The 21,618-nt window shown below is 71.4% G+C and carries 18 protein-coding genes and 1 pseudogene; 12 read left to right on the top strand and 7 right to left on the bottom strand.

What is annotated here, in order from left to right; genetic code table 11:
* Positions 1 to 102: 102 nt before the first annotated feature.
* Complete coding sequence (gene ychF / locus WAB15_RS26655; RefSeq protein WP_399150508.1) at positions 103 to 1,191, bottom strand: redox-regulated ATPase YchF; 1,089 nt, start codon at positions 1,189 to 1,191, stop codon at positions 103 to 105.
* Between the two features lie 407 nt (positions 1,192 to 1,598).
* On the opposite strand from ychF, the pseudogene WAB15_RS26650 reads away from it, so the two are divergent.
* Positions 1,599 to 2,105: pseudogene (locus tag WAB15_RS26650) on the top strand (DUF6542 domain-containing protein); the annotation flags it as partial.
* Between the two features lie 61 nt (positions 2,106 to 2,166).
* On the opposite strand, the gene ppgK reads toward WAB15_RS26650, so the two are convergent.
* Together ppgK and WAB15_RS26640 are read right to left on the bottom strand one after the other, a co-directional pair.
* Positions 2,167 to 3,060: a polyphosphate--glucose phosphotransferase gene (gene ppgK, locus WAB15_RS26645; RefSeq protein WP_407287804.1), complete on the bottom strand. Its 894-nt coding sequence runs from the start codon at positions 3,058 to 3,060 to the stop codon at positions 2,167 to 2,169.
* Positions 3,061 to 3,119: 59 nt separating this feature from the next.
* The gene (locus tag WAB15_RS26640; protein ID WP_399150506.1) at positions 3,120 to 4,103 is read right to left on the bottom strand and encodes a 4-hydroxy-3-methylbut-2-enyl diphosphate reductase; all 984 of its coding nucleotides are present in this window, start codon (positions 4,101 to 4,103) and stop codon (positions 3,120 to 3,122) included.
* An 85-nt stretch (positions 4,104 to 4,188) separates the two neighbouring features.
* On the opposite strand from WAB15_RS26640, the gene WAB15_RS26635 reads away from it, so the two are divergent.
* The 4 genes from WAB15_RS26635 to WAB15_RS26620 all read left to right on the top strand — a co-directional run bounded on the left by WAB15_RS26635 (position 4,189) and on the right by WAB15_RS26620 (position 8,019).
* Positions 4,189 to 5,562: an APC family permease gene (locus WAB15_RS26635; RefSeq protein WP_407287803.1), complete on the top strand. Its 1,374-nt coding sequence runs from the start codon at positions 4,189 to 4,191 to the stop codon at positions 5,560 to 5,562.
* Positions 5,563 to 5,609: 47 nt separating this feature from the next.
* On the top strand, positions 5,610 to 6,845 hold the full coding sequence (xseA, locus tag WAB15_RS26630) for an exodeoxyribonuclease VII large subunit (protein WP_407287802.1): 1,236 nt from the start codon (positions 5,610 to 5,612) through the stop codon (positions 6,843 to 6,845).
* Positions 6,846 to 6,855: 10 nt separating this feature from the next.
* On the top strand, positions 6,856 to 7,158 hold the full coding sequence (locus WAB15_RS26625) for an exodeoxyribonuclease VII small subunit (protein WP_407287801.1): 303 nt from the start codon (positions 6,856 to 6,858) through the stop codon (positions 7,156 to 7,158).
* Positions 7,159 to 7,425: 267 nt separating this feature from the next.
* On the top strand, positions 7,426 to 8,019 hold the full coding sequence (locus WAB15_RS26620; protein ID WP_399150502.1) for a malonic semialdehyde reductase: 594 nt from the start codon (positions 7,426 to 7,428) through the stop codon (positions 8,017 to 8,019).
* Between the two features lie 167 nt (positions 8,020 to 8,186).
* On the opposite strand, the gene WAB15_RS26615 is transcribed toward WAB15_RS26620, so the two are convergent.
* Positions 8,187 to 8,723: a DUF4245 domain-containing protein gene (locus WAB15_RS26615; RefSeq protein WP_399150501.1), complete on the bottom strand. Its 537-nt coding sequence runs from the start codon at positions 8,721 to 8,723 to the stop codon at positions 8,187 to 8,189.
* Between the two features lie 205 nt (positions 8,724 to 8,928).
* Between WAB15_RS26615 and glpX the strand changes: the two genes are divergently transcribed.
* Positions 8,929 to 9,960: a class II fructose-bisphosphatase gene (glpX, locus tag WAB15_RS26610; protein WP_235445352.1), complete on the top strand. Its 1,032-nt coding sequence runs from the start codon at positions 8,929 to 8,931 to the stop codon at positions 9,958 to 9,960.
* Positions 9,961 to 10,054: 94 nt separating this feature from the next.
* Here glpX and WAB15_RS26605 read toward each other — a convergent pair whose 3' ends face one another.
* Complete coding sequence (locus WAB15_RS26605; RefSeq protein WP_399150500.1) at positions 10,055 to 10,414, bottom strand: WhiB family transcriptional regulator; 360 nt, start codon at positions 10,412 to 10,414, stop codon at positions 10,055 to 10,057.
* A gap of 259 nt (positions 10,415 to 10,673) precedes the next feature.
* Complete coding sequence (locus WAB15_RS26600) at positions 10,674 to 11,552, bottom strand: DUF1707 domain-containing protein (protein WP_407287800.1); 879 nt, start codon at positions 11,550 to 11,552, stop codon at positions 10,674 to 10,676.
* A gap of 241 nt (positions 11,553 to 11,793) precedes the next feature.
* On the opposite strand from WAB15_RS26600, the gene WAB15_RS26595 reads away from it, so the two are divergent.
* A complete protein-coding gene (locus WAB15_RS26595) occupies positions 11,794 to 13,467 on the top strand; it encodes a fumarate hydratase (protein WP_407287799.1) in 1,674 nt (557 codons plus the stop codon).
* An 81-nt stretch (positions 13,468 to 13,548) separates the two neighbouring features.
* Here WAB15_RS26595 and WAB15_RS26590 read toward each other — a convergent pair whose 3' ends face one another.
* On the bottom strand, positions 13,549 to 13,938 hold the full coding sequence (locus WAB15_RS26590) for a VOC family protein (protein ID WP_407287798.1): 390 nt from the start codon (positions 13,936 to 13,938) through the stop codon (positions 13,549 to 13,551).
* Positions 13,939 to 14,180: 242 nt separating this feature from the next.
* On the opposite strand from WAB15_RS26590, the gene WAB15_RS26585 reads away from it, so the two are divergent.
* The 5 genes from WAB15_RS26585 (at position 14,181) to WAB15_RS26565 (ending at position 21,578) form a co-directional block, all read left to right on the top strand.
* Positions 14,181 to 15,638: a class II fumarate hydratase gene (locus WAB15_RS26585; RefSeq protein WP_407287797.1), complete on the top strand. Its 1,458-nt coding sequence runs from the start codon at positions 14,181 to 14,183 to the stop codon at positions 15,636 to 15,638.
* Between the two features lie 185 nt (positions 15,639 to 15,823).
* Positions 15,824 to 16,564 carry a DUF402 domain-containing protein gene (locus tag WAB15_RS26580; protein WP_407287796.1) on the top strand — a complete coding sequence of 247 codons (741 nt, stop codon included), beginning with the start codon at positions 15,824 to 15,826 and terminating at the stop codon, positions 16,562 to 16,564.
* Positions 16,565 to 16,775: 211 nt separating this feature from the next.
* On the top strand, positions 16,776 to 17,459 hold the full coding sequence (locus tag WAB15_RS26575; protein WP_399150495.1) for a class I SAM-dependent DNA methyltransferase: 684 nt from the start codon (positions 16,776 to 16,778) through the stop codon (positions 17,457 to 17,459).
* 47 nt (positions 17,460 to 17,506) lie between these two features.
* Positions 17,507 to 19,945 (top strand): SpoIIE family protein phosphatase, encoded by a 2,439-nt coding sequence (locus WAB15_RS26570; RefSeq protein ID WP_407287795.1) that lies wholly within the window; start codon positions 17,507 to 17,509, stop codon positions 19,943 to 19,945.
* A gap of 169 nt (positions 19,946 to 20,114) precedes the next feature.
* Positions 20,115 to 21,578 carry a catalase gene (locus WAB15_RS26565; RefSeq protein ID WP_407287794.1) on the top strand — a complete coding sequence of 488 codons (1,464 nt, stop codon included), beginning with the start codon at positions 20,115 to 20,117 and terminating at the stop codon, positions 21,576 to 21,578.
* Positions 21,579 to 21,618: the final 40 nt, after the last annotated feature.

Here is a 21,618-nt window from a genome sequence, read left to right as displayed (position 1 = left end):
CCTAGGCAGCACGGGAACACAGAGGGGGTCGGGCTCGTCGGAGCCCGACCCCCTCTGAACTGCACATTCGTCCGCTCAGCGACGTGGCGTCACGTCACCCGCTCACACGTTGAACCGGAACTCCACCACATCCCCGTCCTGCATCACGTACTCCTTGCCCTCCATGCGGGCCTTGCCGGCGGCGCGGGCGTCGGCGACGGAGCCGGTTTCGACGAGGTCGGCGAAGGAGATGACCTCGGCCTTGATGAAGCCCTTTTGGAAGTCGGTGTGGATGACGCCGGCGGCCTCGGGGGCGGTGGCGCCCTTCTTGATGGTCCAGGCGCGGGTTTCCTTGGGGCCGGCCGTCAGGTACGTCTGCAGGCCGAGGGTGTCGAAGCCGACGTGGGCGAGGGTGGCCAGGCCCGGCTCTTCCTGGCCGACGGACTGGAGGAGTTCGAGGGCCTCGTCCTCGTCGAGTTCGGCGAGGTCGGCCTCGAGCTTGGCGTTGAGGAAGATCGCCTCGGCGGGGGCGACCAGGGCGCGCTGCTCGTTCTTGAAGTCCTCGTCGGTCAGCTCGTCCTCGTCGACGTTGAAGACGTAGAGGAAGGGCTTGGTGGTGAGGAGGTGCAGGTCGTGCAGGAGTTCCTCGTTGCCGCTGCCCTGGACGATGCCCGCGGAGAAGAGCGTGTCGCCCTTCTCCAGGATCGCCTTCGCCTCTTCGACGGCCTTGACCTTCGGCGCCACGTCCTTCTTGATCCGGGACTCCTTGACCAGGCGCGGCAGCACCTTCTCGATGGTCTGGAGGTCGGCCAGGATCAGCTCGGTGTTGATGGTCTCGATGTCGTCCTTGGGCGAGACCTTGCCGTCGACGTGGACGACGTTCTCGTCCTTGAAGGCGCGGATGACCTGGCAGATCGCGTCGGACTCGCGGATGTTCGCGAGGAACTTGTTGCCCAGGCCCTCGCCCTCCGAGGCGCCGCGGACGATGCCCGCGATGTCGACGAAGTCGACCGTGGCCGGGAGGATCTTCTGCGAGGCGAAGATCTCGGCGAGCTTGGCGAGGCGGGGGTCGGGGACGCCGACGACGCCGACGTTCGGCTCGATGGTGGCGAACGGGTAGTTGGCCGCCAGCACGTCGTTCTTGGTCAGGGCGTTGAACATGGTCGACTTGCCGACATTGGGCAGACCGACGATTCCGATCGTGAGCGACACTGTGGCGACTCGACTTCCGCAGGCAGAGGTGGTGGGGTGGGCCGACCGCTCCGGGTCCGGGTGCCCGATCCGGGAGGGGCCGATCAACCAGTCTACGGGGCGGCCGGGCGCGAGCGGCCGCCACCGGGACCGCGCCCGCGCCCGGCCCCGTCCGGAGCCGCGGCCGGCGTCCGGTACCCCGCGCCGGGCCCGCGGCGAACGAAGTCCCAAGGTCGGCACAAAGCGCGTGTCCTGCAACCGGTTAATCCCACTTAGCGGCCTACCGTTGGCGAGTGGAGCAACACGAAGCGCGCACGCCCCAGCACGGACCGTCATGGTCCGCACGCCCGGCCACCGACACGGGCACCCGGCTCCCGCGCCCCGCGGAGGCCGTGGCCGCCGACCCCGACGACGCCTTTCTCTCCGCGATGCGGGCCTCCGGGTTCGCGTCCGTACCGGCTTCCGCCCCGCTGCCGCTACGGGGCCCGGCACAGGCCGGGGCCGCCCGCGGCCCCACCCGGGCGGCCCCGACACCCCGGGCGCCCGAGCGCGCACCCGCGCCAGTGGAGGGCGCCGAATCCTCGACCGTCTACCGGGCCCGGCCCCGCCCCGCCGCCGCCCCGCCCGCGCTCCTGCCGCACCGGATGCCGGCCGCCAAACTCACCGGCCTGGGGTGCTGGCTGCTGGCGACGCTGACCCTGCTGACGTTCGCGTACCTCGACCGGCTGCTCCTGGGCGGCGCGCAGACCCCGTACGGCTTCTTCTTCCTGCTGGTGAGCGTGGCGGCGGCGTTCTGGGTCAGGCCCTACGACCTGATCTGCGCGCCGGTCACCGTGCCGATCGCCTTCGCGGTCGGGGCGCTGCCGATCCAGCACGGCGGGGAGGGGGTCGGCGGGGTGGTGACGGGGGTGTTCACGGTCCTCGCGCTGAACGCCGGCTGGCTCTACGCCGGCACGGCCGTCTGCGCGCTGATCGCCATGGTCCGCCGCGCGCTGGTCATCGCGCGGCGTCGGGCCAGCCGACGGGCGAATCGACCGCGGAACGGGCGGTACGGGCCGCTGGAGCGGCCGGCCACACGGGCTGCGGAGCGGGGAAGGCCGCGGCCGGGGAGCCGTCCGCGGCGGGTGTCGCGTCAGCCCGAGCGGCATACGCAGCCATCGCGGCACCCACGATCCCCGCGTTGTTCTGAAGCTGAGCCGGCACGATCTCGGCCCTGACGCCCTCGATCAGCGGCAGGAACTTCTCCGCCTTGCGGCTCACCCCGCCGCCGATCACGAACAGCTCGGGCGAGAAGAGCATCTCCAGATGGGCCAGGTACTTGCGCACCCTGCGTGCCCAGTGCTGCCAGCTCAGCTCCTCGTCCTCCTTGGCCTTGGTCGAGGCGCGTTTCTCGGCCTCGTGGCCGTGCAGCTCCAGATGGCCCAGCTCGGTGTTGGGCACGAGGCGACCGTCGGTGAAGACGGCGCTGCCGATGCCGGTGCCGAGGGTGAGGACGATGACCGTGCCGGCCCGGCCGCGGCCCGCGCCGAAGCGCATCTCCGCCAGGCCGGCCGCGTCCGCGTCGTTGAGGACGGTGACGGGGCAGCCGCCGGACTCGCCGCCCAGCCGGCCGGTGAGCAGCGCGCCGGCGTCGGTGCCGATCCAGCGCTTGTCGACGTTGGCGGCGGTACGGGTCGTACCGCCGGTGACCACACCGGGGAAGGTCGCACCGACCGGCCCCGACCACCCGAAGTGCGCCACGACCTGTCCGACGCACTCCACGACCGCATCCGGGGTGGCCGGCTGCGGGGTCAGCACCTTGTAGCGCGCGTCGACGAGCTCCCCACGCTCCAGATCCACCGGAGCGCCCTTGATGCCCGATCCGCCGATGTCCACACCGAAGACCCTCATGGGCAAAAGGCTAGGCGCCGACGGGGCCGCCCGCCCGGGGGACTGCGGATCCGGTCGTATCAGCCCTCGGAGGCAGCCTTGGCCTCGGCGCGCAGGTCGCGGCGCAGCTCCTTGGGCAGCGAGAAGGCGATGGACTCCTCTGCGGCGGTGATGGTCTCGACGTCCTCGTAGCCGCGCTGGGCGAGCCAGTCCAAAACGCCGTGGACGAGGATCTCGGGGACCGAGGCGCCGGAGGTGACGCCGACCGTGCTCACGCCCTCCAGCCACGCCTCGTCGATCTCCTCGGCGTAGTCGACCAGGTGCGCGTCGCGGGCGCCGGCGCCCAGCGCCACCTCGACCAGGCGGACCGAGTTCGAGGAGTTCTTCGAGCCGACGACGATGACCAGGTCGGCCTCGGCGCCCATCTGCTTCACCGCGGTCTGGCGGTTCTGCGTGGCGTAGCAGATGTCGTCGCTGGGCGGGGAGAGCAGGTTGGGGTAGCGGCCCTTGAGGGCGTCGACGGTCTCCATGGTCTCGTCGACCGAGAGCGTGGTCTGGGAGAGCCAGACGACCTTGTCCGGGTCGCGGACCTCGACGTTGGCGACGTCGTCGGGGCCGTCGACCAGGGTGATGTGCTCGGGCGCCTCGCCGCTGGTGCCGATGACCTCTTCGTGACCCTCGTGGCCGATCAGGAGGATGTCGTAGTCCTCCTTGGCGTAGCGGATCGCTTCCTTGTGCACCTTGGTCACCAGGGGGCAGGTCGCGTCGATGGTGGCGAGCTTGCCGCGCTCGGCCTCTTCGTGGACGACCGGTGCGACACCGTGGGCCGAGAAGATGACGATGTTGCCCTCGGGTACCTCTTCGGTCTCCTCGACGAAGATCGCACCCTTCTTCTCCAGGGTCTTCACGACGTACTTGTTGTGGACGATCTCGTGGCGTACGTAGACGGGGGCGCCGTACTGCTCGAGGGCCTTCTCGACGGCGATCACGGCGCGGTCCACCCCCGCGCAGTAGCCACGGGGGGCGGCGAGCAGGACCTTGCGGCTGGCGGGCGTAGCAGTCATGCCGTCCATCGTAAGGCCGCGCCCCCGCCCCTGAAGATCGCGCCCGTGTCCCAGACTGAGGGCCGGACTTCGTGAGGAGGCATCGATGGCGTCGCTGCGGCGGACCGGGGAGACGGGGACGGGATCGCTGCGGCGGACGCTGACGTTCCGGGACCTGATCGTCTACGGGCTGCTGTTCATCGCCCCGATGGCTCCGGTCGGCATCTTCGGCACGCTGCAGGCCAAGTCGCACGGGGCGATCGCCGTGGTCTACGCGGTGGCGACCCTGGCGATGGCGTTCACGGCGTACTCCTACGCCCTGATGGTGCAGGTCGCCCCGCAGGCCGGTTCCGTCTACACCTACGCCCGGGTGGGGCTGGGCGAGGGCGCGGGGTTCGTCGCCGGGTGGATGGCGATGCTGGACTACCTGCTGATCCCGGCGGTGGCGTATCTGTTCTCCGGGATCGCGCTGCACGCGCTGGTGCCGTCGGTGCACCAGTGGGTGTGGACGGCGCTCGCGGTGGTGGTGACGACGCTGCTGAACCTGTGGGGCGTACGGGTGGCCGCCCGGGTGGGCTTCGCGGTGCTGGTGATGGAGATCGCGGTGCTGGTGGTGTTCGTCGTCGCGGCCGGGTACGCGCTGATCGCCCACGGGGCGCAGCGGAGCTGGACGGCGCCGTTCACCGGTGAGGGCGCCTTCTCGACGGGCGCGGTGCTGTCGGCGGTGTCGGTCGCGGTGCTGTCCTATCTGGGCTTCGACGCCATCGCGTCGTTCGCGGAGGAGTCCGCGGGAGGCGCGCGGCGGGTGGCGCGGGCGGTGCTGACGTGCCTGGTGGTGGCGGGGGTGCTCTTCGCCGTGCAGACGTATCTGGCGGCGCTGCTCGCCCCGATGCCGGCGGCCGAGCTGGCGGCCGATCCGGGGCGGCAGGGGGACGCCTTCTATGTGACGGCCGACGCGGCCGCGGGCGAGTGGCTGCAGAAGCTGGTGGCGGCCAGCAAGGCGGTCGGGGCGGCGTTCGCGGCGCTGGCGGGGCAGGCGGCGGCCGGGCGCCTGCTGTTCGCGATGGGCCGGGACCGGCGGCTGCCGGGGGCGATGTCGAAGGTGGACGCGGGCAGCGGGGTGCCGCGCCGGGCGCTGCTGGGGGCGGCGGCGGTGACGCTGGTGGCGGCGGTGTGGGCGGCCCGCCGGGACGACGGTCTCGACCAGCTGTCGTCGATCGTCAATGTGGGCGCGCTGACCGCGTTCGGGCTGCTGCACGCGTCGGTGATCGGCTGGTTCCGGATCCGCGAGGGGGCCGAGGAGTCGAGCGTGCCGCGGCATGTGGTGGTGCCGCTGCTGGGGCTCGCGGTGGTGGTCGCGGTGATCGTGGCGGCGTCACCGACGGCGCAGATCGTGGGCGGGGTCTGGATGGCGGTGGGGCTGGTGGTGCTGGCGGTGCAGTACGGGACACGGGCGCGGGCCGGCGGCGGAGCGGAATGAGGGCGAGGCGGCGGCCACTGTCGGTGGGCGCCGCTAGTCTCGCTCGTATGGCTGTCTCCACGTCCCCGGAAACGCCGATCCCGGTCGGCGAGGTGTCCCGGCTCATCGGCGGGTGGATCGACCGCCTCGGCGCGGTGTGGGTCGAGGGGCAGATCACCCAGCTCTCGCGGCGGCCGGGCGCGGGGGTCGTCTTTCTGACGCTGCGCGATCCGTCGTACGACATCTCGCTGAGCGTGACGTGCTACCGCCAGGTCTTCGACAAGGTCGCCGACGTGATCAGCGAGGGCGCCCGGGTGGTGGTGCACGCCAAGCCGGAGTGGTACGCCCCGCGCGGCCAGCTGTCGCTGCGGGCCGCCGAGATCCGGCCGGTCGGCGTGGGCGAACTTCTCGCGCGGCTGGAGCAGTTGAAGAAGACGCTGGCGGCGGAGGGGCTCTTCGCGGCGGACCGCAAGAAGCCGCTGCCGTTCCTGCCGCAGCTGATCGGGCTGGTCTGCGGCCGGGCGAGCGCCGCGGAGCGCGACGTGCTGGAGAACGCCCGGCACCGCTGGCCCGCCGTCCGCTTCGAGGTGCGCAACGTCCCCGTACAGGGCGTGCATGCGGTGCCGCAGGTGATCGCGGCGGTCCAGGAGCTGGACGCGCTGCCCGAGGTGGACGTGATCATCGTGGCGCGCGGGGGCGGCAGCGTGGAGGATCTGCTGCCGTTCTCCGACGAGCAGCTCGTACGTGCCGTGGGCGCGGCGGCGACACCGGTCGTCTCGGCGATCGGCCATGAGCCGGACACACCGCTGCTGGACCTGGTCGCCGATCTGCGCGCCTCGACGCCGACGGACGCGGCGAAGCGGGTGGTACCGGACGTCGGCGAGGAGCTGACCCGCATCCGGCAGCTGCGGGAGCGGGCCTTCCGGGCGGTCGACGGCTTTGTGCAGCGCGAGGAGCGGGGGCTGGCCGCGACGCTGCACCGGCCCTGCATACAGCGGCCGCAGCGGATGGTCGAGGAGCGCGAGGAGCAGATCACGGCCCTGCTGGAGCGCGGCCGGCGCACGCTGGGGCATCTGCTGGACCGCGCCGACTCCGAGCTGGCGCACACTCTCGCGCGGGTGGTCGCGCTCTCCCCCAAGGCGACGCTGGAGCGCGGCTACGCGGTGCTGCAGAAGGCGGACGGCGCGGCGGTGCGCTCCCCCCAAGAGGTCGGTGCGGACGAGGAGTTGCGGGCCCGGGTGGCCGAGGGCGAATTCAGGGTGCGGGTGGGCGGCGCCGAGGGCGCTGTCACACCTGGCGCATAGGGTGGGAGACATGGCGAAAGCGAAGACGGACGGCGCGGTGGACGCGGGACAAGGCGCCTCGGCCGGCGCATCGGCGCAGGTGGCGCCGGTGGACTCCACGCTCGGCTATGAGCAGGCGCGGGACGAGCTGATCGAGGTCGTCCGCAGTCTGGAGGCGGGCGGTACGACGCTGGAGGAGTCGCTGGCGCTGTGGGAGCGCGGCGAGGCGCTGGCGAAGGTCTGCCGCCGCTGGCTGGACGGCGCGCGGGCCCGGCTGGACGCCGCACTGGCGGAGTCGCCGGACGGAGCGGAGGCGGGGGCGGAGCGCCCGTAGGCACCGCCGCCCGGGGCCGCCGCCCGGGGCCATGCCGTCGCCGACGCGGCGGGGAAGACCCGGCCAGTCCCGCCAGTCCCGCCAGTCCCTCCAGACCCTCCGGGCTCCCCAAAGTCTCCACCTTCCGGAAAGTCGCTTCCGAATCACGGAAGCCCGCTATCCTCTCGCGTGAACCAAATCACAATCACCCCGGATTTAGTTGAAGTTTCACCTATCCGGATTAGAGTGGTTTTGAACCTGACCCCACCGACTCACCGAGGTGCTCTTATGTCTCTCGCCCTTGACGCCGCCGCCCAGGACCTCCTCTTCCGCGAGGCCCAGACCGCCAACACGTTCACGGACGAGCCGGTGACGGACGAGCAGGTCCAGGCGATCTACGACCTGGTGAAGTTCGGCCCGACCGCCTTCAACCAGTCCTCGCTGCGGATAACCCTGGTCCGTTCGCAGGAGGCCCGCGAGCGCCTGGTCCAGCACGCCATGGGCGCCAACGGCCCGAAGACCCTCAGCGCGCCGCTGACCGCGATCCTCTCGGTCGACCTGGACTTCCACGAGCACCTGCCGCGGCTCTTCCCGGCCCTCCCGGACATCAAGGACACCTTCTTCGCCGAGGCCGCCGCCCGCGAGGTCGCCGGCACCCAGAACGCCACCCTCCAGGCCGGCTACTTCATCGTCGGCATCCGCGCCGCCGGCCTGGCCGCCGGCCCGATGACCGGCTTCGACTTCACCGGCGTCGACAAGGAGTTCTTCGGCGACGGCAAGCAGAAGTCGTTCCTGGTCATCAACATCGGCAAGCCCGGCGCCGACGCGTTCTTCCCGCGCTCGCCGCGCCTCGGCTTCGACGAGGCCGTCACCAGCGTCTGAGCCACCGGGCCACGATCGCCGGCGTCCCAGCACGCCGGACAGCGCCCCGGACGACGACGAGGCCGCCGCACCGAAGGGGTGCGGCGGCCTCGTCGTGCATCGGGCGGCCTGCTCGTCCATCGGGGCCGGCTCGCCGCCGTCGGCGCCCACCCGGCCCCTCGCGCCGCTCAGCCCTTCTTCGCCACCAGCGCGGCCGCCAGGTCCGCGAGCCGCCCGTAGGGCGCGGTACCGGTGACGACCGTGGTCACCCCGGACTCCTCACGGACCAGCGCGCGGTACTTCTCGCCCTGGTAGCGGTCCCACTTCTTGCTGCCGACGGCCTGCTTGCCCGCGACCTTCGTGGCACCGAGGGTGACGTCCTTGATGAAGTCCTTCGCGGTCGCGTCGCTCTGCTCGATGGACGCGTACTGCCGCTCGGGGTCGAGCATGCCCAGATGCCAGGCGCCGCCCTTGCCGTCGTCGGACGCCTTGTACGAGACCGAGGTGGCCCGCCAGGTCTTGGGCAGCCCCTCGGGCGCCGCGACCGGGTAGGGCGCCGCCCTACGGGCCGTGATGAGCTCGACGCGGTAGTCGACCCGCTTGACCGCGCCCATCTCCGCGTCGGAGCTGTCGTCGTGCGGGATGAAGAAGTAGATCGCCCCGACCAGGACGCCGATCACCGCCAGCGACAGGACCATGTCCCGCACCGTTTGCCTGCCTCGCATACCTGCCACGCACCTATGGTCCCCCATGCCCGGCGCGGCGCCGACAGGCCCCCTGGTGACGGCCGTCACCTGCGCAAACGCCCGGGCCCCCGGCTCCCTCGAGGCTGCTCATGCGATGGGCCCCCTGCTCAATTTGGCGGCCTGGAGATAAGGTCGTACCTACCCTCATCCTTCGCGGCCGTCGCCGTACAGAAAGGTGCGCTCGATGACCGAGCATCATCTCCCGTCCCAACTCGAGGTCAGCCCCGAGGCCCCGGATCGCAACCTCGCCCTGGAACTCGTACGGGTCACCGAGGCCGGTGCCATGGCGTCGGGCCGCTGGGTGGGCCGGGGCGACAAGAACGGTGCGGACGGTGCGGCGGTCAAGGCCATGCGCGCCCTGATCCACACCGTCTCGATGAACGGCGTCGTGGTCATCGGGGAGGGCGAGAAGGACAACGCCCCGATGCTCTACAACGGCGAGCGCGTGGGCGACGGGACCGGCCCGGAGTGCGACGTCGCCGTCGACCCGGTGGACGGTACGACGCTGACCGCCAAGGGCATGGCGAACGCGGTCTCCGTGATGGCGGTCGCCGAGCGCGGCTCGATGTTCGACCCGTCCGCGGTCTTCTACATGGACAAGCTGGCGACCGGCCCGGAAGCGGCGGACTTCGTCGACATCACGGCCCCGGTGGCGGTGAACATCAAGCGGATCGCCAAGGCGAAGAAGTCCGCGGTCGAGGACGTCACCGTGGTCATCCTGGACCGGCCCCGCCACGAGGGCCTGGTCAAGGAGGTCCGGGAGGCCGGGGCCCGGATCAAGTTCATCGCCGACGGCGATGTCGCCGGCGCGATCATGGCGGCCCGCGAGGGCACCGGCGTCGACCTGCTGCTGGGCATCGGCGGTACGCCCGAGGGGATCATCGCGGCCTGTGCGCTGAAGTGTCTGGGCGGCTCCTTCCAGGGCAAGTTGTGGCCCAAGGACGACGAGGAGCGCGAGCGCGCGCTGGCGGCCGGGCACGACCTGGACAAGGTGCTCCAGATCGAGGACCTGGTCCAGGGCGACAACGTCTTCTTCGTCGCCACCGGCATCACCGACGGTGAGCTGCTGCGCGGCGTCCGCTACCGCGCCGAGAACGCCTACACCCAGTCCCTGGTGATGCGGTCCAAGTCCGGCACCATCCGGCAGATCGACTCGCAGCACCGGCTGTCCAAGCTGCGCGCGTACAGCTCGGTGGACTTCGAGCGCCCCAGCTGACGACGCCGCCGCGGCACGTAGTTCCGGCGACACGCACTTCGCCCCCGTCGGAGAGGCTCCGGCGGGGGCGAAGTGGCCCATACGGTCCCGGCGTTCAGCCTGCCGCGGGGATATGGGCCGTGCGCTGCAGCTCGGACTCGCGGCGGCGCCGCCGGGTCAGCACGACCCGGCGTTCGGCAGCGGTCAGACCGCCCCACACGCCGTACGGTTCGGGCTGGAGCAGCGCGTGCTCCCGGCACTCGACCATCACCGGACAGCGGGCACAGACCCGCTTCGCGGCTTCTTCCCTGGCCAGCCGCGCGGCGGTCGGCTCCTTGGACGGGGCGAAGAACAGCCCGGCTTCGTCCCGGCGGCACACCGCCTCCGAATGCCAGGGGCCGGCCTCGTCGCGCGCAGGCACTAGCGGGGACGGAACGACAGCGGCATCCTGCAGGGGCTGATGCGGTAGCAGCACGGTCTACTCCTGACGACGGCTTCGGCGAGAGAAATCACCCTTGCCCGTCTCGCTGCGCACGGCCTTTTTCCGCACCCCGCAGCCGTACGAGAGACGATGCACCAGCCCTACCCGCTGTGCGCACGCTTATGCACACCGTGGCGATCGTGCGGAAACGCGACATCGCGAAAACGAGAAAATAGCCCGTCGCCCGTCGCCCGGCCCCCGTTGGGGAGCCGTTCGCCACCCGGCTCCTTTCACGGCCGTCAGCCGCCGTCCGTCAGCCGCCCAGTCCCTTGCGGAAGCGGTCCCGGCGCTCACGCCGGTCGGCGTGCATCCGCGTGTGCCGCTCCCACTGCTCCTCGCGCAGCCGCTGATGGCGCTCGCGGTGCTCCTCGCGCAACTGCCGGCGCCCCTCGCGCAGCCGGTCGCGCAGATCGCTGACCCAGGCGCCGCGCTTCGGCCTGGCCTCCACATTGCCCAGCACGGCATAGCCGTTGACCAGGAGCTGCGGGGCGTCGGCGTCCTCCGCCTCGTTCGTGTGGATCTCGAAGTTCCCCAGCACGCCGGATCCGCTGCTGCGCAGCGTGACGTTCTCCGGGACCCGGATCTCCACATTGCCGAAGATCGACGTGACGTTGATCTGGACCTGCTGCTGCGGGAAGACCGCCTCGGTCAGATCGATCTCCACGCTGCCGAAGATCGCGACCACGTTGATCCGCGCGGGGACCTGCCAGCGTCCCTTGCGGACCGAGGCGCTGAAGATCGCGACGAGGTTCTGGTCCGGGGCCGGGGCGCCGGGCTCGTAGGCATACGCCCCCGTGCCCACCGGCTTCGTACCGGCGCCGCCCGCCGCGGGCAGGTCCCGGATGACGGGCTCGAGCTCGCCCATGGTCTTGGCGCGGTAGACCGTGTCGATCCGCTCGGCGTGCTCCTCCGGGTCCAGCCGGCCCTCCGCCAGCGCCTCGCGCAGGATCTCGGCGATCCGGTCGCGGTCCGCGTCGGACGCCCGCATATCGGCCTCGGCGACCGGCGCGGCCGCCGGCTTGGTCAGCTTCACCGCCTGCCGGTCCGGCCGCTGCTCCGGCCGCGGGTCCTGCTCCTGAAGCGGTCCGGGCGGGGTCTCGGGGCCCGGTCGTCCCCCGTTGTCTGCGTCCACCACCCCAGCGTATCGAAACGCGATAGATCGCGACTAGGGTCTGCCCGATGTGTCCACGGCACGGGTCCGTCGCGATCGGGGATCCGCTCGCCTCGGCGGCGGCCGGACGCGACCGCTGCGCGCCCGGATCGGCCACCGACTGAGCCTTACCTCACAGCGGCGTCCGCCCGCCGGGGTTCTACGCTGTTCAGGCGCTGCCGTAGATGCCAGCCGGACCCCTCCGAGTAAGGAATGACCTTCGATGCCGGAATTCGCCTACACCGACCTTCTCCCCGTAGGTGAGGACAACACCCCGTACCGACTCGTCACCTCGGAGGGCGTGAGCACCTTCGAGGCCGACGGCCGTACGTTCCTCAAGGTGGAGCCGGAGGCGCTGCGCAAGCTGGCCGCCGAGGCGATGCACGACATCTCGCACTACCTGCGCCCGGCCCACCTCGCCCAGCTCCGCAAGATCCTGGACGACCCCGAGGCCAGCGCCAACGACCGCTTCGTCGCGCTCGACCTGCTCAAGAACGCCAACATCGCGGCGGCCGGCGTGCTGCCCATGTGCCAGGACACCGGCACCGCGATCGTGATGGGCAAGCGCGGCCAGCACGTCCTCACCGAGGGTGGCGACGAGGAAGCCCTCTCCCGGGGCATCTACGACGCCTACACCCAGCTGAACCTGCGCTACTCGCAGATGGCCCCGCTGACGATGTGGGACGAGAAGAACACCGGCTCCAACCTCCCCGCGCAGATCGAGCTGTACGCGACCGACGGCGGCGCCTACAAGTTCCTCTTCATGGCCAAGGGCGGCGGCAGCGCCAACAAGTCCTTCCTCTTCCAGGAGACCAAGGCGGTCCTCAACGAGGCCTCCATGATGAAGTTCCTGGAGCAGAAGATCCGTTCGCTGGGCACGGCCGCCTGCCCGCCGTACCACCTCGCCATCGTCGTCGGCGGCACCAGCGCCGAGTACGCCATGAAGACCGCCAAGTACGCCTCCGCGCACTACCTGGACGAGCTGCCCGCCGAGGGCTCCCCCACCGGCCACGGCTTCCGGGACAAGGAGCTGGAGGAGAAGGTCTTCGAGCTGACCCAGAAGATCGGCATCGGCGCGCAGTTCGGCGGCAAGTACTTCTGCCACGACGTCCGCGTGGTCCGCCTGCCCCGCCACGGCGCGTCCTGCCCGGTCGCCATCGCCGTCTCCTGCTCCGCCGACCGCCAGGCCGTCGCGAAGATCACCGCCGAGGGCGTCTTCCTGGAGCAGCTGGAGACCGACCCGGCCCGCTTCCTGCCCGACACCACCGACGCCGAACTGACCGAGGGCGCGGGTCCCGACCTCGACGCGATCGCGGTCGACCTCAACCGCCCGATGGACGAGGTCCTGGCCGAGCTGACCAAGCACCCGGTCAAGACCCGCCTGTCGCTCACCGGCACGCTGGTCGTCGCCCGCGACATCGCCCACGCCAAGATCAAGGAACGCCTGGACGCCGGCGAGGAGATGCCGGAGTACCTCAAGAACCACCCCGTCTACTACGCGGGCCCGGCCAAGACCCCCGAGGGCTACGCCTCCGGCTCCTTCGGCCCGACGACGGCGGGCCGTATGGACGCCTACGTCGAGCAGTTCCAGGCGGCCGGCGGCTCCAAGGTCATGCTGGCCAAGGGCAACCGCTCCCAGCAGGTCACCGACGCCTGCGCCGCGCACGGCGGCTTCTACCTCGGCTCCATCGGCGGCCCGGCCGCCCGCCTGGCCCAGGACTGCATCAAGAAGGTCGAGGCCCTGGAGTACGAGGAGCTCGGCATGGAGGCCGTCTGGAAGATCGAGGTCGAGGACTTCCCCGCCTTCATCGTCGTCGACGACAAGGGCAACGACTTCTTCCAGGACCCGGCCCCCGCGCCGACGTTCACGTCGATCCCGGTGCGCCCGGCCAACTGACCCACCGCGGCGCTCCACGGCACGAACGGCCACCATCCACACCGAGTGGGTGGTGGCCGTTCGGCTGCCGACGGCCTCCGCTCAGGGGCGGCGGCTCGCCAGGACGCAGAACTCGTTCCCCTCCGGGTCGGCGAGGGTGACCCAGCTCGCCTCGCCGGTCCGGCCGACGTCGATGTGCCGCGCACCCAGGTCGAGCAGGCGGCGGACCTCCTCGTCCTGCTCCCTGTCGGTGGGGTTGACGTCGATGTGGAGCCGGTTCTTGACGCTCTTGCCCTCGGGCACGCGCGCGAACGTCAACGCCGGTGGCATCGGGCCGGGGCGGTCCCTGCCGTCGGGCACCGCGGGGGAGCCGATGGTGACGAGTTCGTCGTCTTCGTCCCGCACCTCGTAGCCCAGGACCGCGCACCAGAACCGGGCGAGACCGTGGGGATCGGCACAGTCGATCGCCAGCTCGGTGAACTTACTGGCCATGTCGGGACCTCCCAGTCCGATGGCGGCGCGGTGGGGAGGAAAGTCTGCCGCACACCGGACTCCCGAATCGGCAAACCGTTCGAACTGATGAGGTGTGTCGTCGTGTGGTCCGACCTGTGACGCATCGTCATCACCGGGCCCGGCGACCCTGGGGGCGGGCCCTCCCCTGCGTCCGTGCGCCGTTAGGTGAGCGGATTTCGGGATCCGGGAACAGATCGGGGGGCTCGGGTACTGAAACAGATATGAGCGAAAACGACTTCGGCAGCGTCGGCGACCTCGGCGGCGGCTCCGGTGCCGCCCCCGGCCCCGGCGGTTCCCCCGCCTTCCGGATCGAGCACGACTCCATGGGCGAGGTGCGGGTGCCCGCGCACGCCAAGTGGCGGGCGCAGACGCAGCGCGCGGTGGAGAACTTCCCGATCTCCGGGCAGCGGCTGGAGCGGGCGCACATCGAGGCGCTGGCCCGTATCAAGGGGGCGGCCGCCAAGGTCAACGGCGAGCTGGGGGTGCTGGCCAAGGACATCGCGGAGGCCGTCCAGGAGGCCGCCGCCGCTGTCGCGGAGGGCGAGTGGGACGAGCACTTCCCGATCGATGTGTTCCAGACGGGATCCGGGACGTCGTCGAACATGAACACCAACGAGGTCATCGCGACACTGGCGAGCGAGCGGCTGGGGCGGGACGTCCATCCGAACGACCACGTCAATGCGAGTCAGTCGTCCAATGACGTCTTCCCGTCGTCGATCCATATCGCGGCGACTTCCGCCGTGCTGAACGACCTCATTCCGGCGCTGGAGCATCTGGCGGCGGCCTTCGAGCGGAAGGCGGCGGAATTCGCGCAGGTCGTGAAGTCCGGGCGGACGCATTTGATGGATGCGACGCCGGTGACGCTGGGGCAGGAATTCGGGGGGTATGCGGCCCAGGTCCGGTACGGCGTGGAGCGGCTGCGGGCCTCGTTGCCGCGGCTGGCGGAACTGCCGCTGGGCGGTACGGCGGTGGGGACCGGGATCAACACCCCGCCCGGGTTCTCGGCGGCGGTGATCGCCGAGGTGGCGCGGGTGACGGGGCTGCCGCTGACGGAGGCGCGCGATCACTTCGAGGCGCAGGGCGCGCGCGACGGCATCGTGGAGACCAGCGGCCAGCTGCGGACCGTCGGCGTGGGGCTGACGAAGATCGCCAATGATCTGCGGTGGATGGCGTCGGGGCCGCGGACCGGGCTCGCGGAGATCGCGCTGCCGGATCTGCAGCCGGGCTCGTCGATCATGCCGGGGAAGGTCAATCCGGTGATTCCCGAGGCGGTGCTGATGGTGGCGGCGCAGGTCACCGGAAACGACGCGACGGTGGCCGCGGCCGGGGCGGCAGGCAATTTCGAGCTGAATGTGATGCTGCCGGTCATCGCCAGGAATGTACTGGAATCCATTCGGCTGATCGCGAATGTGGCGCGGCTGCTGGCGGACCGCACGGTCGACGGGATCACGGCGAACGTCGAACGGGCCCGGGAGTACGCGGAGTCGTCGCCGTCGGTCGTCACTCCGCTCAACAAGTACATCGGGTACGAGGAGGCCGCGAAGGTCGCGAAGAGGTCGCTGGCCGAGCGGAAGACCATTCGCCAGGTGGTCATCGAGGGCGGGTACGTCGAGCGCGGGCTGCTGACCGAGGAGCAGTTGGACGAGGCGCTGGACGTACTGCGGATGACCCGCCCGTAACGCTCGTAGCGCGCGTTCGCAGCCCGCCTTCGCCGCACCGGGTAGTGCGCGGCCGCGGCGCACCCCGTAGCGCGCGTCTCCGGCGCCCGTTCGTAACGGCGCACGGGGCGCGCGTTACCGCGCTCGTAACGCCCGGTGCGGCTCAAGTCACGGCGCCCTTAATCCCACGCCTCTAAGATCTGCGCATGACAGCGGACATGGTGGACACGACGGAAGGCGAGACGGCCGGCGGACACACAGCGGCCGGGGCGGCGCGCGCGGCGGACGGCGCGGCGGCGGGGCGCTGGGCGCCGGGGGACCACATCCTGTGGCGCTATCGCGACAACGCCCATCCCGAGCAGTTCCACATCTGCCGTCCGATGACCGTGGTGCGCGACACCCAGGAGCTGTTCGCGGCGTGGATGGCGCCCGGCACCCCCTGCGTCAAGCCGGTGCTCGCCGACGGCACGCCCGTGCACCGCGAACCGCTGTCGACCCGCTACACCAAGCCCCGCCGGACCGTCCGCGACCAGTGGTTCGGCACGGGCGTGCTGAAGCTGGCGCGGCCCGGCGACCCCTGGTCGGTATGGCTGTTCTGGGAACGCGGCTGGCAGTTCAAGAACTGGTACGTCAACCTGGAGGAGCCCCGGCGCCGTTGGGCCGACGGGATTGACTCCGAGGACCACTTCCTCGATATCTGTGTCTACCCCGACCGGCACTGGGAGTGGCGGGACGAGGACGAGTTCGCGCAGGCGCAGCGGGACGGGCTGGTGACGCCCGCACGGGCCGCCGAGGTCAGATCGGCCGGGCGGGCGGCGATCGCACAGATCTCGGCCTGGCGCGGGCCGTTCGCGGACGGGTGGGAGGACTGGCGGCCCGATCCGGCCTGGAGCGTCCCTCGGCTGCCGGAGGACTGGGACCGCGCGCCGGAACGTTTGCGGTCGTGAGGGTGTGAAGCGAATCGACGGGAGTGAAGGGGGCGAACCGTGGAAAGGTGCGCCTATGGGCAAAGCTGTTTCCCGCCCGGCGAGAAGCGGTGCCGATCCCCCTTGCTGCGCCCTGGGGCTTCAAACGTAGGATCGTCCTCCGCAAGACTGCACAGGCGCAACTCCAGAACTGGAAAACGAACTTGACCGCGGTCACAGGAGGGGCGGGGTCGTGAGCGCGAAGAGCTACGACGGGTACGAGGGTCTGAACCGGTTAGCACTGGACCGGGCGGGTCAGGCCGAGGCGTTCGATGCGATCGGTGACCGGTATGACGACGCTTTCCCCCACAAGGAGGGCCAGCTCGCCTCGGGCGCCTGGCTGGCCGGTGCGCTGCCCGCCGGCTCGCGGATCCTTGACCTCGGCTGCGGGACGGGCCTGCCGACCGCCCGTCAGTTGTCAGAGGCCGGGCACCGCGTCGTCGGGATCGACCTCTCCCCCTCGATGGTCAAACTGGCCCGGGACAACGTGCCGGACGCGGAGTTCCATCGGCTGGACATCGCCGATCTGCGCGGCGGCCGGCTCGGCGGTGCCGGTTCTTTCGACGGAATCGCCGCTTATTTCTCCCTGCTGATGCTGCCTCGTGCCGAAATCCCTTACGCACTGGGCATGCTGCATGATCTGCTACGCCCGGAGGGGCTGCTCGCCCTGTCGATGGTCGAGGCGGATGTGGACGACTTCACGATTCCGTTCCTGGGCAACTCGATCCGGGTATCGGGTTACCTGCGGGACGACCTGCGCCGGGTCGTGCACGACGCGGGTTTCGACGTCGTCGGGGAGGATGCCTACGCATACGCCCCGGCGAGTACGGACGTACCACCCGAGATCCAGCTCTTTCTGCACCTGCGAAGCGCCTGAGACGCAGCGCGTCGAGCGCGCAGCCCCGGACGGATGGAATCCCACGCGTGACGGAGCACCCCACCTCCCACGAATCGCGACGGTCGGCCTCGACCGCCGCGCCCTCGGCGTCCCCTGCGCGGGGGCCGGGCGGGACGGCGCCGCTCGGCGCGGTCCCCGACCCGCGCAGCGCCCTGCAGCAGCCCGCCGCGACCGGGGTCAGCCCGGTGCCGGGCAGCGGCTTCGCGGTGCGCGGCGGTGACGACCTCGGCCTGTCCGGTGCCGCCGTCACGGCCTCGGCGGGTCCGCCGGCCGGCCGTGCCGGGAACTTCGGCCACGCCGACGACGAGCCGGTCGCGGACCATGGTGCGGCGCGGGACGGCGCCGCCATTCCGTACGGGGAGGCGTACGGAGACTCATACGGGGAGGTGGCCATGCCGGCGAGCGGGCGGGAAAGCGGCGCGCCGGACGCGGGCCGGGAGACGGCCCGGGCCGGGCGGCGGACGCAGGGCGCGGTGAACCGCGCCGGGGCGCCCGAGCCGGGCGAGGAGCCGCACCACGGGCAGCGTCCTCGTGAGAAGGGCGTCGGGCGGCCCCGCGAGGGCGGCGGCCGGTCGCGGCCGCGGAGCGGCGATCCGGTGCGGGCGGCGGCCGGGGACGCCTCCGGGCCCCAGGTGCCGGCTCCGGCGGGCCCGCCGGAGAGCCTGCCGCCCGCTCCGCTGCCCCCGGCTCCCCCGGCGCGCTCGGCGCACCCGGGCGAGAGCGGCGAGGTGGCGGCGGCCCGGCAGGCGGGCGGCGACCGGCTGCGGTTCATCGGGGCGGCGACGCGGCGGATCGCCCGCGGCATAGACCTCGACGAGATCGTGCTCGGCCTGTGCCGGGCGACGGTGCCGACGTTCGCCGACGCGATCCTGGTCTATCTGCGCGATCCGCTGCCGGTGGGCGACGAGCGCCCGACCGGCCCGGTGGTGCTGCGGCTGCGGCGTACCGACCGGATCCCGGAGGAGCCGGACACCAACGGCGCCCGGCTGCCGGTGCTGCCCGCGCAGCCCGATCTGGGGCCGGCGATGGGCGGCAGCGCCGCGGAGCTGGCGGAGGTGCGGCCCGGCGGTCCGCTGGCCGAGGTGCTGCGGGGTGTACGGCCGCTGTTCGGCGAGGCGCAGGCGGCGCGTACGGCGCTGCCCGAGCTGCTGGGGCCCGATCCGCGGCTGCCCGGCGGGCACCGGGTGATCCTGGCGCCGCTGCGCGGGCGGCGGCGGGTGATCGGCGCGGCGGTGTTCCTGCGGCGCCCGGACCGGCCGGCGTTCGATCCGGACGATCTGCTGGTGGCGGCGCAGCTGGCGACGCACACCGCGCTGGGCGTGGACAAGGCGGTGCTCTACGGCCGCGAGGCGTATATCGCCGACGCGCTGCAGCGCACGATGCTGCCCGATTCGCTGCCGCAGCCGACCGGGGTCCGGCTGGCCAGCCGCTATCTGCCGGCGGCCGAGACGGCCCGGGTGGGCGGCGACTGGTACGACGCGATCCCGCTGCCGGGCAGCCGGGTGGCGCTGGTGGTCGGCGATGTCATGGGGCACTCGATGACCTCGGCCGCGATCATGGGTCAGCTGCGGACCACCGCGCAGACCCTGGCGGGGTTGGACCTGCCGCCGCAGGAGGTGCTGCACCACCTCGACGAGCAGGCCCAGCGGCTGGGCACGGACCGGATGGCGACCTGCATGTACGCGGTCTACGACCCGGTGGCGCACCGGATCACCATCGCCAACGCGGGTCACCCGCCGCCGGTGATGCTGCACCGCGGCGGGCGTGCCGAGGTGCTGCGGGTGCCGTCGGGCGCGCCGATCGGCGTCGGCGGGGTGGACTTCGAGGCGGTGGAGCTGGACGCCCCGGCCGGCGCCACGCTGGTGCTGTACACCGACGGCCTGGTCGAGTCGCGGATCCGTGACGTGTGGACCGGTATCGAGCAGCTGCGGGAGCGGCTGGCGGAGACGGCGCGGCTGACGGGTCCCCATCCGCCGCCGCTGGAGCCGCTGTGCGACGAGGTGCTGGACATGCTGGGGCCCGGCGACCGCGATGACGACATCGCGCTGCTGGCGGCCCGGTTCGACGGGATCGCGCCGAGCGATGTCGCGTACTGGTATCTGGATCCGAAGGCGCAGACGGCGGGGCAGGCGCGCCGGCTGGCCCGGCGGGCGCTGGCGCGCTGGGGTCTGGAGGAGCTGACCGATCAGCTGGAGCTGCTGGTCAGCGAGGTGGTGACGAACGCGGTGCGGTACGCGGAGCGGCCGATCACGCTGCGGTTGCTGCGAACGGACGTACTGCGCTGTGAGGTCGGGGACGATGTCCCGCAGCTGCCGCGGCTGCGCCAGGCCCGGCCGTCGGACGAGGGCGGGCGGGGCCTGTACCTCGTCAACCGGATGGCGCGGCGCTGGGGCGCGACCCGTCTGAGCATGGGGAAGGTCGTCTGGTTCGAGCTGTCGATGCCGCCGGGGGCGGTGCGCCGCTGACGTCGGGCGGGCGCCCGGCCCGCGTCCCACATATCGGACCCCGTCTGAGACCGGACGGGGTCCAACTCTTGCCGACATGCCGTCGAAGGCGTTGACTGCTTGGGTGGGCAAAAGGGGCCTACTGCACCTATTGCCCCGACACCCCCGTCGAATGGGAGGCATCCCACCCATGACCAGCTCCGCTCGCGACGTCCCGCGCACGACGACCAACGCCGGGGTCCCGGTGGAGAGCGACGAGCACTCGCTCACCGTCGGACGCGACGGCCCGATCCTGCTGCACGACCACTACCTGATCGAGAAGATGGCCCAGTTCAACCGCGAGCGGGTCCCCGAGCGGGTGGTGCACGCCAAGGGCTCGGGCGCCTACGGCACCTTCGAGGTCACCAACGACGTCAGCCAGTTCACCAAGGCGATCGTCTTCCAGCCCGGCAAGAAGACCGAGATGCTGGCCCGCTTCTCCACGGTGGCCGGCGAACAGGGCAGCCCGGACACCTGGCGCGACCCGCGTGGCTTCGCGCTGAAGTTCTATACGGAGGACGGCAACTACGACCTGGTCGGCAACAACACGCCGGTCTTCTTCGTCCGCGACACGATCAAGTTCCAGGACTTCATCCGCTCCCAGAAGCGGCGGCCGGACAGCGGCCTGCGCGACAACGACATGCAGTGGGACTTCTGGACGCTCTCCCCGGAGTCCGCCCACATGGTCACCTGGCTGATGGGCGACCGCGGCATCCCCAAGACCTACCGCCACATGAACGGCTACGGCTCCCACACCTACATGTGGATCAACGACAGCGGCCAGCGGTTCTGGATCAAGTACCACTTCAAGACCGACCAGGGCATCGAGTTCCTCACCCAGGAAAAGGCCGACCGCCTCGCCGGATCGGACCCCGACGCGCACCGGCGCGATCTGCACGAGGCGATCGAGGGCGGCAACCACCCCTCGTGGACGCTGTATGTGCAGGTCATGCCGTTCGAGGACGCGGCGGACTACCGCTTCAACCCGTTCGATCTGACCAAGGTGTGGCCGCACGGCGACTACCCGCTGATCGAGGTCGGCCGGATGACCCTCGACAGGAACCCGGACGACTTCTTCATCCACATCGAGCAGGCCGCGTTCGAGCCCAGCAATCTGATCCCCGGCATCAGCGTCTCGCCCGACAAGATGCTGCTCGGCCGGATCTTCTCCTACCCCGACACCCACCGGTACCGCATCGGCCCCAACTACACCCAGCTGCCGCCGAACCGGCCGCATGTCCCGGTGCACTCCTACGCCAAGGACGGCCCGATGCGCTTCGACCCCGCCCGGGTGAGCGCGCCGTACGCACCGAACTCCAAGGGCGGGCCGGCCGCCGACCCCGAGCGCTTCGACCGGGCCGCCGGCTGGGAGACCGCCGGCGAGATGGTCCGCAACGCCTACTCGCTGCGCGCGGACGACGACGACTTCGGCCAGCCGGGCACGATGGTCCGCGAGGTGCTGGACGACGCGGCCCGCGCTCGCCTCGTCGACAACGTCTCCGGCCATCTGCGCAACGGCGTCAGCACTCCGGTGCTGGAGCGCGCGGTTCAGTACTGGCGCAACATCGACAAGAACGTGGGCGACCGGATCGCCAAGAAGGTGAACGGGGGCTAGCGACCTGAGCGCCCGCACACGCACCGCGGCCCCGCCCATC

It is taken from the genome of Streptomyces sirii (assembly GCF_045690365.1).
GTDB classification, from domain to species: Bacteria; Actinomycetota; Actinomycetes; order Streptomycetales; family Streptomycetaceae; genus Streptomyces; species Streptomyces sirii.
This window is presented reverse-complemented; position numbering and strand designations above follow the sequence as displayed.

Excerpts from the sequence above, each read along its gene's own strand:
- glpX (WP_235445352.1), top strand. The coding sequence starts at position 8,929 with ATGACCGAGCATCATCTCCCGTCCCAACTCGAGGTCAGCCCCGAGGCC.
- WAB15_RS26595 (WP_407287799.1), top strand. The coding sequence starts at position 11,794 with ATGCCGGAATTCGCCTACACCGACCTTCTCCCCGTAGGTGAGGACAAC.
- WAB15_RS26620 (WP_399150502.1), top strand. The coding sequence starts at position 7,426 with ATGTCTCTCGCCCTTGACGCCGCCGCCCAGGACCTCCTCTTCCGCGAG.
- xseA (WP_407287802.1), top strand. The coding sequence starts at position 5,610 with ATGGCTGTCTCCACGTCCCCGGAAACGCCGATCCCGGTCGGCGAGGTG.
- WAB15_RS26635 (WP_407287803.1), top strand. The coding sequence starts at position 4,189 with ATGGCGTCGCTGCGGCGGACCGGGGAGACGGGGACGGGATCGCTGCGG.
- ppgK (WP_407287804.1), bottom strand. The coding sequence starts at position 3,060 with ATGAGGGTCTTCGGTGTGGACATCGGCGGATCGGGCATCAAGGGCGCT.
- WAB15_RS26640 (WP_399150506.1), bottom strand. The coding sequence starts at position 4,103 with ATGACTGCTACGCCCGCCAGCCGCAAGGTCCTGCTCGCCGCCCCCCGT.
- WAB15_RS26565 (WP_407287794.1), top strand. The coding sequence starts at position 20,115 with ATGACCAGCTCCGCTCGCGACGTCCCGCGCACGACGACCAACGCCGGG.
- WAB15_RS26585 (WP_407287797.1), top strand. The coding sequence starts at position 14,181 with ATGAGCGAAAACGACTTCGGCAGCGTCGGCGACCTCGGCGGCGGCTCC.
- WAB15_RS26590 (WP_407287798.1), bottom strand. The coding sequence starts at position 13,938 with ATGGCCAGTAAGTTCACCGAGCTGGCGATCGACTGTGCCGATCCCCAC.
- WAB15_RS26615 (WP_399150501.1), bottom strand. The coding sequence starts at position 8,723 with ATGCGAGGCAGGCAAACGGTGCGGGACATGGTCCTGTCGCTGGCGGTG.
- WAB15_RS26580 (WP_407287796.1), top strand. The coding sequence starts at position 15,824 with ATGACAGCGGACATGGTGGACACGACGGAAGGCGAGACGGCCGGCGGA.
- WAB15_RS26625 (WP_407287801.1), top strand. The coding sequence starts at position 6,856 with ATGGCGAAAGCGAAGACGGACGGCGCGGTGGACGCGGGACAAGGCGCC.